Origin of the sequence: Nocardia sp. NPDC023852 (assembly GCF_040639505.1) — a bacterium.
Lineage (GTDB): Bacteria > Actinomycetota > Actinomycetes > Mycobacteriales > Mycobacteriaceae > Nocardia.
In genome coordinates, this window is the sequence record NZ_JBFAAB010000028.1 from 66,341 (window position 1) to 76,889 (window position 10,549).

Genomic DNA, 10,549 nt, shown 5'->3' on the forward strand with positions numbered 1-10,549 from the left:
CCTGCAGCGAGCGGGGTCGCCGGTCTCTCTGATCCAACCTGAATGTCGGCCGGAGAAGCCGCTGGTTCAGCCGGGCAGGGCGGCCAAGGTGAGGGACGTGGCTGTGCTGCCGGTGCCGTAGCGGCCCGCGCCGCCGTTGAGTTGTTCACCGAGGCCGAGGACGGTGGTGACGCGGCCGATTTCGCGGTCGAGATTGTCGACGGTGGTGACCTGGGCGGCGAGGGCCGCGTCGGTGCGGACGACGGCGACCGGACCGAGACCTTCGGCGGTACCGGTGCGGCCCGCCAAGACCACGCCCGAACCACGGCCGCGCAGGGCCCCCGCGAAGCGGGCGATATCGGAGCCATGACCGTTCTCGGTGGACTCGGCGCCGTTTCCGGTGATCACGACAGCGAGCTGTGCGGGACGGACCGGCGTATCGCCGTAAGCGAGGAAACCGCCGCCGCGCAGGGTCTCCACGACCAGGCCGAGTTCCTCCGGAGTGCTGCGGGCTTGCCCGTCGGCCGGATCGAGCAGCAGGACCAGGCCGAGAAGATCACCCGCCATGCTGCCCTGATCGAGCGCGCCGGTACGCAGCTGAGCGCCGGCGGGAATTACGTTGGTGACGGCGGTGCGCATCCGGTCCCCCTCGGCGGCGTCGACGAAGGCGTCGGTGAGCGCGATCCGTCCGGTCACCGCGACCCCGGACGTCTCCAGCGCCTTGGTCACTCCCTCGACGTCGCCGGTATCGGCGTCCGGCGTTGTGAACACCACGACGCTGCGGTCGGCGAGGGTGCCGGCCAGGATACGACCGGACGATCCGGCGATGAAGCGATCGGCGGAGGTCAGTTCATCGGTGAGCTGCCGATTGTGTTCGGCGAGCACGTCCACTTGTTGCCGGAGATCGGTTTTGTCCGCGCGCAACCCCGACAGCAGGTCCGCCGCCAATGTCTGCGATCCGAGCACCACTCCGATCGCCAAGGCGAGAAAGATCCCCACGATCGAGATGGCATGTTGCCGCATCGAAACCATCGTTCTCCTCAGGTTATTCGTCGCCGACGAGCCCGTGTACCCAGAGCACGAACCGGTTCCAGGTCTCGATGGCCCAGTCCGTGACGTCCCCTCCGCTGTCGGCCGCGATCAGCACGACGATCACCGCGACCAGCGCGGCGAGCACCACCAGCGCGACGGCGATCCCGGACACCCGGTTGCCGTAGAGCGTGGCGACTGCCTTCGCGTCGGTCAGCTTGCTGCCGACCTTCAGCCGGGTGAGGAAGGTCGCCGGACTGCTGCCGCGGCGGCCGCGGTCGAAGAAGTCGTCGAGCGATGCGGCGGCGCCCACGGTGACGATGAGCGAGGCGCCGTGGTGGTCGGCCAGCAGCAGCGCCAGGTCGGCGGGCGAACCCGACGAAGGGAACGTCGTCGCGCCGATGCCTAGATCCTGGATGCGTTCGAGTCCCTTGGCGTGACCGTCCGTGTCGGCAGGCAGGATAACCTCGGCTCCGCACTTCATTGTCGCGGAGGTGATCTCGTCCGGGTCGCCGACGATGAGGTCCGGTCGGTAGCCCCGCTTCACGAGGGTGTCCGCACCACGGCCGACGCCGATCATGATCGGCGTGTACTCCTTGATGAACGGCTTGAGCCGCGCGAGATCATCGACGTGGTCAGGGCCGTCCGCCACGACCACGACGTGCCGGTGCTTCATGACCAGCTCGAGCTCCGGAACCCCGATACCGTCGATGAGCAGCGGGCTTTCGGTGCGGATGAACTCGATGGTGTTGCCCGCGAAAGCCTCCAGATGATCGGCCAGCCCATTGCGTGCCTCGATCATCCGCTCGGCGACGGCCGAGTCGGTGAGTTCGATGCCCTCGACCAGGACCTCGGGCTCCTTCTTGATCATCTTGTCGGCGTATACGACACCTCCGTCGATCCGGACCTTGCTACCGTCCTTGATCTTGCCGAACGCGTCCGAACTCACTGTGTCCAGCAGCAGAATCCCGTTCGCCACCAGCACTTCCGGGCCGAGGTTCGGATAGCGGCCGGAAATCGACGGCGAGGTGTTGATCACCGCCACCACACCGGCCTCGATCAGCCGGTCGGCGGTCATCCGGTCGATGTCCATCTCGTCGAGAACGACGATGTCACCCGGTCCCACCCGCTTCAGCAGACGCCGAGTGTTGCGATCCACCCGGGCTGTCCCGGTCAGACCGGTCGGCGTTTCGGTGTTCTTCGACAACAGCGCCAGCATCCTCATGTCGCCGATGATGATGGCAAACCCTCAACCATTGATGGAGGCGCGCCGCATCATCTATTACATCTGTCACGTGATAGGCCCACATGCCACACCGTTCCGGCACCTCTTCGACGTCAATCCACCGGCCGGGTTCAGGACAGGGCACGCCATAAAAGGCCCCCTTGCACCAGATTTACCGTTCAGACGTCCTGAGTGAACCAGCGGCAGTGCGGAACCGCAGAGAGGGATTACCTTCATAGCCATCAGAGGGAGACACCACGCGCCCGGCACCTCCCCAAGGCGGCCTTCCGTTCGAATTCGCCTATCCAGCGAACGAGTCGCTATCCATCTGATCCGACACGGAGTGCTGACTGTCGCTCCCGATTCAGGTCACGTGGATCTCAACCGATGGGCGTGTTTCCCGTGGTTCCGCGAAGAGTTCAGAATCAGAGCACCGACCTGTCTGAGACGACACTCGCCCCGGGCCGCGCGCATCAGCCGTTCTGACGCGCTCACAACCGAGTGTGATGCGGACAATACGATCAGCGAGCGTGGCAAGACATACCTATATGCTGCCCGTCACAGATAACTCGAAGAGGAGGCCCCATGGCCAGCACCACCGTCGACGCCGTCATCGCCGCGCCGCGCGATGTCGTATACCGGCTCTTCGCCGACCGCGAGAGCATCAGCCCCTTCCTTCCGGTCCAGGTCAAGCTGACCAAGCCCGGCCTGACCGAACGTGAGGGCGTCGGTGCCCAGCACATGTTCGGACTCGGTCCGCTCGGCATTACCGAGGAGATCACCAAGCTGGTCCCGGGCGAGCGGATGGAATACAAGATCGTCAAGGGCGCGCCGGTGAAACGCCACGTCGGAATCGTCACCTTCGCCGACACCGACAACGGCACCCTCGTCTCCTACACGATGGAGTCCGACCCCAAGCTCCCCGTGCCCGCCAAGGTGCTGGAGTTCGGCCTGAAGAACCTGATCGACCAGTTCATCAAGGGCGCGCAGAAGGCTGTGCGCTGACCGACGCGATCACCGCGTCGCCACCTCGACGCCCGTCTTCTCGGCACGCGCCGTAGCCAGCAGCTCCTCCGCGTGCGCCCGGCCGGTCTCGGTGTCGTCGAGGCCGGCAAGCATGCGGGCCAATTCGATGACGCGCTCATCCTTGGTGAGCGCACGAACGCCACTGTCGACATTGCCTTTGCCGTTGTCGGACTTGTCGACCACCAGGTGGGTGTCGGCGAACGCCGCGACCTGCGGGAGGTGGGTGACCACGATGACCTGATGCGTGCGGGCGAGCCGGGCCAACCTGCGACCGATCTCGACCGCGGCACGGCCGCCGACACCAGCGTCGACCTCGTCGAACACCATGGTCGCGCCGTGATCGGAGCCTGCGAGCACGACCTCGAGTGCCAGCATCACGCGCGACAACTCACCACCGGAGGCGCTCTTGCTCAACGGCAGCGACTGTGCGCCCGAATGCGCCGACAGGCGGAACTCGACCTCATCGATACCAGACGAACCGGCGTGCAGTTCCTGCCCATCGACGGTGAGCGGAGCGGAGTCCTGCGGGCTCGCGGGCAGCGGCCGAACCTCGACCTCCAAGCGTGCCTTGGCCATCGCGAGACCACCGAGCTCGGCACTGACGGCGGCCCCCAGTTTGCCCGCCGCCTTGGTTCGCGCGGCGCTCAGCTTCGTCGCCGCCTCCCGTACCCGCTCGGCCGCGACGTCCACCTCCGCGGCCAACTTGGTCAGCGCCTCCTCGGACACGTCGAGCGAGCCGAGCCTGGTACGCGCCTCGTCGGCCCAGGCGATCACACCGTCGATGTCGGGCGCGTACTTGCGCGTCAGCGTCTTCAACTCGGCCTGCCGGGTGAGGAGGGCGTCCAGCGCGCCCGGATCCGAAGGCAGGTCCGAGAGGTAGCCGCTCAGCTCGGTGGTCAGATCGACAACCACGGCAATGGCCTCGGCCAGGCGAGGTGCGAGGGCGATCAGCGCGGGATCATCGGCCGATTCGATGCGGGCGCGCGCGGCACCGAGCAATTCCAGTGCGCCGGAACCGACTTCGGGAGCGTCGGCCGGTCCGGCCAGCGCGTCGCGCGCGGTGACCGCCGCCTCACGTAGCGAGTCCAGGTCGCTGAGCCTGCGGACCTCATCGACGATGCGCACGTCCTCGCCGAGCTCGGGTGCGATGGCATCGATGTCGTTCAGCGAGTGTTTGAGCCGGTCCGCCTCGAGCGCCAGTTCCCTGCTGCGCGCGGTCCGTTCGAGCAGTTCGTTCCTGGCTTCCAGCCAGGAACGGCGCTGGACTTGGTATTTCCGCAGCAGCGGACCCACGGTGTCGGCGGCGAACTGGTCAAGCGCGGACAACTGCTGATCGGGACGCTGCAAGCGCAGCTGGTCGTTCTGGCCGTGCACCGTCAACAGGGGCGCGGTGAAATCGGCCAGCACCGAGGCGGGGATGCCGCGACCGCCGAGGTGTGCGCGCGACCGCCCGTCGCTGCCGACCGTGCGGATGGCGATGATGCTGCCGTCGTCGTCCTGTTCGGCCGCCGCCGCTTCCAGAACTCGCGCGACCTCGGCCCGGGCTGCGTCGTTGACATCCTCGACGGTAAACCGGCCCTCTACCACGGCACGGGACGCGCCGAGCCGGACCCGGCCCGCATCGGCCCGCGCACCGCTGAGCAGATGCAGGCTGGTCACCACCATGGTCTTGCCCGCTCCGGTCTCACCGGTCAGGCAGGTCAGCCCCTCGTGGAACTGCGCGGTGGCTGTGGAAATGACGCCGAGGCCGTCAATCCTGATCTCTGTCAGCACTTGTGCTCTCCGTTCGCCGTCGGCCACGCCAGCCGGTCACGGGCAATTGGAACTTGCGCACCATCCGGTCGGCGAACGGCGCGGAGTCCAGCCGCACCCAGCGCACCGGCTCGGCGCCGCGGACCGCTTCCACCCGGCCGCCCTTCGGTAGGGCGAGCGTGCGCCTGCCGTCCAGGAAAACTATCGCATCGTGACCGGTCGCCACCGATTCGACCGCGATCCGCGACTCCGGGCTGGTCACCAGCGGCCGCGCGAACAGTGCATGGGCATTGCTCGGAATCACCAACAGCGCTTCGAGTTCCGGCCATACCACCGGCCCGCCCGCGGAGAAGGCGTAGGCGGTCGATCCGGTCGGCGTGGCGATCAGGATGCCGTCGCAGCCGAACGCGGACACCGGGCGACCGTCGACCTCCAGCACGACTTCGAGCACACCCATGCGCGAGGCGTTTTCGATGCTCGCCTCGTTCAACGCCCAGCCGGTCTCGACCACCTCGTCCTCGACCCGGACCGTGACGTCGATGGTCATCCGGTGCTCGATCGTGTAGTCGCGCCGGACCACCTGGCCCAGCGCCTCGTCCAGGTGCTCGGCCTCGGCCTCGGTGAGAAACCCGATGCGGCCGAGGTTGATTCCGAGCACGGGCACCGCGGCCGGACGCACCAATTCGGCGGCGCGCAGGAACGTTCCGTCGCCACCGAGCACCAGCACCATCTCACAGCCGACCGCCGCCTGGGGACCGTGCTCGACTACGCGCACCGGGTAGCCGCACGGCTGGGCCTCGAATCGGGTGCTGTCCGCCTCGTCCGCGAGCACCCGCAGGCAGATACCCGCGTCCGCGAAGATCTTCGCCACCCGGTGGGCGGTCTCGATGATCTCCGCCCGGCCCGGATGCGACACCAGTAGGATCTCCCGGCCTCCGGCCCGTGCCAGCGCGTTCACTGTGGACCCTCCTCAACCGCACGTTCAACGAGGACCGCGACCTGCTCGCCGTCGTCTGCGAACTGCCCATCCTTGCGCAGCCACAAGAAGTATTCGACATTGCCCGACGGCCCCGGCAAGGGGCTCGCCACTACGCCGACGGTACGCATGCCTAGTTCCGCCGCCGTGGCGGCGACCCTGCGGACCGCTTCGGCCCGCAGCGCGGGATCACGCACCACGCCGCCGGAGCCCACACGCTCCTTACCCACCTCGAACTGCGGCTTCACCATCGGCAACAAGTCGGCGCCTGGCGCCGCGCAGGCCGCCAGCGCGGGCAGGACCACACCGAGCGAGATGAACGACAGGTCGCCTACCACAAGTTCGACGGTGCCGCCGATCGCTTCGGGAGTCAGGTGTCGCACGTTGGTGCGATCGAACACCCGCACCCGCTCGTCGTTCTGTAGGCGCCAGACCAGCTGGCCGTATCCGACGTCGACCGCGATGACCTCACGCGCCTCACGTGACAGCAGGACGTCGGTGAAGCCGCCGGTCGACGCGCCGGCGTCCAAGCATCGCTTATCCGCGACCGAGAGCCCCTGCGGTTCGAACAGCTGCAACGCGCCGAGCAGTTTGTGCGCCCCGCGCGACGCCCAGGAAACCTCGTCGGGTTCCGCACGCACCACCAACGGCGTGCCCGATTCCACGGCGGTCGCCGCCTTGACAGCGACGGCTCCAGCTATCAGGACGCGGCCCGCACCGATCAGCTCGACCGCGTGCTCTCGCGATCTCGCCAATCCGCGCCGAACCAGTTCTGCGTCCACTCGCGCGCGCCGGGCCACTTCAGATCTTGTCCACCGTGGCCAGTGCTTGAACGAGCACGTCGTGTGCCTGCTCGAGGATTCGGGCGCGACGGGTGATATCCGTGCCGGACTCGGCGCTGTCGGCCGCCGCCTTTGCTGCGGCCCAATCAGGGCGTGTGTCGAGTTCTGCGAGCAGGCTGTCGACATCTCCGCGAATCCGATCCGGGTCGACAGGCTCCGCGCGCCCTTGCACAGCCGGCAGATGCTGACCGGGCAACGGGACCCCGGGGCGGGGGCCGTTCGGCCCGGCGGCGTGCATTCCGGGGCCGTTGGAACGGGGCATAGGAGTAGTCATCGTGGCGTCAACGCTATCGGATTTCCGAACTGGACGCGCGAACTGTCACGGCTCGCCCAGGGTTACTTCGCAGGGCCTTACCCAGGTCACTGTCGGACGGGAGATCAACGGGCGGATAGTTGAGGGCGTCCAGGGAGTCGGAGACATAGGTGGGAATCTGGTCGGCAGCGGCGTCGCGCAGCTCGCCCACGGTGCTCACGCCGGTCAGCACCAGCAGCGAATCGAGACCGACGCGGTTGGCGCCTTCGATGTCGGTGTCGAGACGGTCGCCGACCACCAGCGCGCCGCGAGTGTTCGCGCGGACGAGGGCGTCCTCCAGCAGGGGCGCGTACGGCTTGCCCACCACGATCGGCTCCCGGCCGGACGCGGCGCGCAGCGCTGCGACCATCGCGCCGTTGCCCGGAGCGAGGCCACGTTCGTTCGGCAGGGTCTTGTCGGTGTTCGCGGCGACCCACAGCGCGTCCGCGCGCAAGGCGTAAGCAGCCTCGGCCAGGTCCGGCCACGCCGTGTGAGGTGAATGTCCTTGCACCACAGCCGCGGGGGCAGGGCCGTCGAAGCGCCGCATCGAGAGGAGACCGACCGCGTCCACCTCGGCCGCCAGATCATCGGTGCCGACGATCAATACCCGCGCGCCCTGGTCGAGGCGTTCGGCCAGCAGACGGGCGGCCGCCTGCGCGCTGGTCACCACGTCGTCGGTCGTCGCAGGAAAGCCGAGCTCGGCCAGATGCGCGGCCACGACGTCCGGGCCCCGGCTGGCATTGTTCGTGACGTACACGAGCCGCTGAGTGGCCTTGCCCCCGTCGGCCAATGCCTGTGGGGCACCCTCGATCACCGCGTGACCGCGATACAGTGTGCCGTCCAAATCCAGCAGCAGGGCTTGGTAGCGATCCCGTAGTCGCTTCACACCACTCTCACTCCGTGTCACCCGATCGGCGTCTTGCCGACTCACACCGCCGGGCCCTCCGGCGGTACAGCCATCTCGGCAAGTCCGAGCCATTCGAACACTACGCCAGGCGAGGGACAGGAAGAGCGTGGCGTCAGCCACTGGTGGCTTGGATCGTCGGTGCCGCGCTGCGGTTCCGGGCACACTCATCAGTGCTGATCAAATATCGTCCCGGCTCGTCCGAATCCGTTCCGGCACTACTCGTCACGCTGTGCGACCTCTCCTTGGAATCCGGTACGCGCCTCGGCAGCAGCAGCGTGAGAAACGCGCAGATTCGCGGAACCGAACACCCACCGCACATGGAGAGTGCTGTCCCACTAATGGGAGAAGCCGGTCACTTGCGGGCCGGCCGCTAGCGGAGCAACTACGCGGAGACAGGATCGAATCCGTCGGGGTGTATTTCAGCAAAACCCGCCGTCGGCCGGGTCCTCATGAGAGTGGCGAAGCGACAAGGCCGGATCGGCCTGCTGCACTTCAATCTGAGAATCTTCCGATCCGGCGTGACTGTCGGTGCCCGAGCTGCTGCAGGAAAGTTCGCCGTCGGCACTGCTGCTTTTCGCCGTCCAAGCCGGGCGCCCTTTCCGGTTCTGTCCGGTCGGGTCGCCCACACTCGGCTACAGGTCGATGTCACCCGTGAGTTCGGCGGCGCGTTCTTCCGCATCGGTTTCGCCGTCGAGGTCGGCGGAGGCGGCGTTGAGGAACCAGGTGAGGCCCTCGTCGGTGCGGCCTGCGGCGACCAGTGCGTCGGCGTAGGCGTAGAAGAGGCGGGCCGCGGCCGAACCGGTGCGGGACAGATCGAGATCCGCCGTCTGCAGGGTCACGACGGCTTGGTCGTACTGACCGAGGTCCATCCGGGCTCCTGCGACGACGATGCGCAATTCGGTGGCCTCGTCTCCGCGTAGGGCGCGGGCCTCGTCGCTGCGACCGAGCTCGATCGCGCGTTCGGGGCGGCCGAGGCCACGTTCGCAGTCGGCCATCACGGCCAGCAGGCCGGACCCGCCGGACATCCGACGGGCGGTTCGCAGCTCCGAGAGGGCTTCGGCCCATTCGCCCGCGTGATAGGCGGCGACGCCTGCCGTTTCGCGAACCACGGCGATCCGACCGGCTCGCTGGCGCGCTGCCCTGGCATGCACGAGAGCCAGATCCGGATCGTCATCGATGAGTCGCACGGCCATCACGAGATGACGGGCGACCGTCTCCGCATTGCCCTTGTCGAGGCTGAGGAGATCGCGGCGGACGGCAGGGTCGAGATCGGTGGGCTGGACATCGTCCGGCAGATCCGGTTCTTCCGGACGCGGCGGACGACGGTCCGCCGAACGGCCACCACCGCCGCCCTCGCCGCCGCGACGGCGATCCTGCGGCGCAGCACCGCGCGCGGCCCACTCGGCGCGGTCCGAGTCACCGCGACGGTCGCCTCGGTCGGCCCCACGACGCTCACCGGCATCACGGCTTTCGTTCGAGCCACGGCGATCCTCGGCATCACCACGGCGCGCGAAGCCGGAGTCGCCCCGCCGACCGCTGCGGTCAGCCGAATCACCGCGACGGGTGAACCCGCCGCGCTCACCTGAGGCGCCGCGCCGGGCATCGCTTCGATCCCCCGAATCGTCACCGCGACGGTGGAAAGCGCCCCGCGAATCCGTACCCCCGCTGGCGCCGCCACGCGCGCCGGAATCGCCACGCCGGTCTAAACCGCCACGTGACTCACCGCGGCGCTCACCGGAATCGCCGCGCCGGTCGACCTCCCCAAACCCACCGGACTCGCCGCGGCGATCGAACCCGCCACGCTCGCTGGAGCTGCCGCGACGGTTGAACCTCCCGCGCTCACCGGAATCGCTGCCGCGGTCGAACCCGCCACGTTTGGCCGCATCGCCTCCACGATGGAAGCCACCGGAGCCACCACGGTCGGCGCTACCCCGATCGCCGGAGGAGTCCTGCCGCCTGAAGCCACTGCGCTCGGAGGAGGTGTCGCGCCGGCCGGAGCCGCCGCGCTCACCCGACTCGCCACGATTCGACCCGCCGTCGGATTCTCCGCGGCGCTTGAATCCACCGCGCTCTGATGAGTTATCACGTGGACCAGAGCCGCCGGACGCACCACCTCGCTTGAAGCCACCGCGTTCACCGGAGTCGTCGCGGCGCTTGAATCCACCGCTACGCTGGCCCGAGCCGGAGCGTTCGCCGCTCTCACGGCTGTCGCCGCGCCGACCGGACCCGGACTCGGCAGCGCCGCGCCGGAAGGGCTTCCGATCGTCGTTCTCTTCCGGCACGGTGCTCCCTTTCTAAATTTCGCAAGAAGTAAGTAGGGCCCACAAATTCAATCACGCGCCGACAGTGGGCGGGGGCACGGCGAAGTAGTCCGGGCACGGTCAGGTGCTCAAACGCCGATAGGGGACCCAAATGTGGGTCCCCTATCGTGAAGGTTGTTCCGGCGGTGTCCTACTCTCCCACACTCTGTCGAGTGCAGTACCATCGGCGCTGGCAGGCTTAGCTTCCGGGTTCGGAATGG

The 10,549-nt window shown here is 67.9% G+C and carries 9 protein-coding genes and 1 pseudogene; 2 read left to right on the forward strand and 8 right to left on the reverse strand.

From position 1 onward, the window contains the following. Nucleotides 1–66: 66 nt before the first annotated feature. Nucleotides 67–1,011 (reverse strand): copper transporter, encoded by a 945-nt coding sequence (locus tag AB0H00_RS27480; RefSeq protein WP_357271888.1) that lies wholly within the window; start codon nucleotides 1,009–1,011, stop codon nucleotides 67–69. A gap of 13 nt (nucleotides 1,012–1,024) precedes the next feature. Then, nucleotides 1,025–2,233 (reverse strand): putative cytokinetic ring protein SteA, encoded by a 1,209-nt coding sequence (gene steA, locus AB0H00_RS27485; protein WP_357271890.1) that lies wholly within the window; start codon nucleotides 2,231–2,233, stop codon nucleotides 1,025–1,027. Nucleotides 2,234–2,818: 585 nt separating this feature from the next. Between steA and AB0H00_RS27490 the strand changes: the two genes are divergently transcribed. After that, nucleotides 2,819–3,238, forward strand: coding sequence for an SRPBCC family protein (locus AB0H00_RS27490; protein ID WP_357271892.1), 420 nt, complete (start codon nucleotides 2,819–2,821; stop codon nucleotides 3,236–3,238). 9 nt (nucleotides 3,239–3,247) lie between these two features. On the opposite strand, the gene recN is transcribed toward AB0H00_RS27490, so the two are convergent. From recN to AB0H00_RS27520, 6 genes and pseudogenes are all read right to left on the reverse strand, one after another. Beyond that, nucleotides 3,248–5,032, reverse strand: coding sequence for a DNA repair protein RecN (gene recN, locus AB0H00_RS27495; RefSeq protein WP_357271895.1), 1,785 nt, complete (start codon nucleotides 5,030–5,032; stop codon nucleotides 3,248–3,250). After that, the gene (locus AB0H00_RS27500) at nucleotides 5,010–5,969 is read right to left on the reverse strand and encodes an NAD kinase (protein WP_357271897.1); all 960 of its coding nucleotides are present in this window, start codon (nucleotides 5,967–5,969) and stop codon (nucleotides 5,010–5,012) included. The genes recN and AB0H00_RS27500 overlap by 23 nt, the downstream gene beginning before the upstream one ends. Continuing rightward, nucleotides 5,966–6,787 carry a TlyA family RNA methyltransferase gene (locus AB0H00_RS27505; protein WP_357271899.1) on the reverse strand — a complete coding sequence of 274 codons (822 nt, stop codon included), beginning with the start codon at nucleotides 6,785–6,787 and terminating at the stop codon, nucleotides 5,966–5,968. The genes AB0H00_RS27500 and AB0H00_RS27505 overlap by 4 nt, the downstream gene beginning before the upstream one ends. A gap of 1 nt (nucleotide 6,788) precedes the next feature. Continuing rightward, nucleotides 6,789–7,103 (reverse strand): hypothetical protein, encoded by a 315-nt coding sequence (locus AB0H00_RS27510; protein WP_357271902.1) that lies wholly within the window; start codon nucleotides 7,101–7,103, stop codon nucleotides 6,789–6,791. Between the two features lie 13 nt (nucleotides 7,104–7,116). Beyond that, nucleotides 7,117–8,007 carry an HAD-IIA family hydrolase gene (locus AB0H00_RS27515; RefSeq protein ID WP_357271904.1) on the reverse strand — a complete coding sequence of 297 codons (891 nt, stop codon included), beginning with the start codon at nucleotides 8,005–8,007 and terminating at the stop codon, nucleotides 7,117–7,119. A 653-nt stretch (nucleotides 8,008–8,660) separates the two neighbouring features. Next, nucleotides 8,661–9,395: pseudogene (locus tag AB0H00_RS27520) on the reverse strand (hypothetical protein); the annotation flags it as partial. Between the two features lie 528 nt (nucleotides 9,396–9,923). Here AB0H00_RS27520 and AB0H00_RS27525 point away from each other — a divergent pair. After that, the gene (locus AB0H00_RS27525; protein ID WP_357271918.1) at nucleotides 9,924–10,103 is read left to right on the forward strand and encodes a hypothetical protein; all 180 of its coding nucleotides are present in this window, start codon (nucleotides 9,924–9,926) and stop codon (nucleotides 10,101–10,103) included. Nucleotides 10,104–10,549: the final 446 nt, after the last annotated feature.

Bases quoted from the DNA above. Each gene is read 5' to 3' on its own strand.
- AB0H00_RS27510 (WP_357271902.1), bottom strand. From the start codon at position 7,103: ATGACTACTCCTATGCCCCGTTCCAACGGCCCCGGAATGCACGCCGCC.
- steA (WP_357271890.1), bottom strand. From the start codon at position 2,233: ATGAGGATGCTGGCGCTGTTGTCGAAGAACACCGAAACGCCGACCGGT.
- AB0H00_RS27490 (WP_357271892.1), top strand. From the start codon at position 2,819: ATGGCCAGCACCACCGTCGACGCCGTCATCGCCGCGCCGCGCGATGTC.
- AB0H00_RS27525 (WP_357271918.1), top strand. From the start codon at position 9,924: ATGGAAGCCACCGGAGCCACCACGGTCGGCGCTACCCCGATCGCCGGA.
- AB0H00_RS27480 (WP_357271888.1), bottom strand. From the start codon at position 1,011: ATGGTTTCGATGCGGCAACATGCCATCTCGATCGTGGGGATCTTTCTC.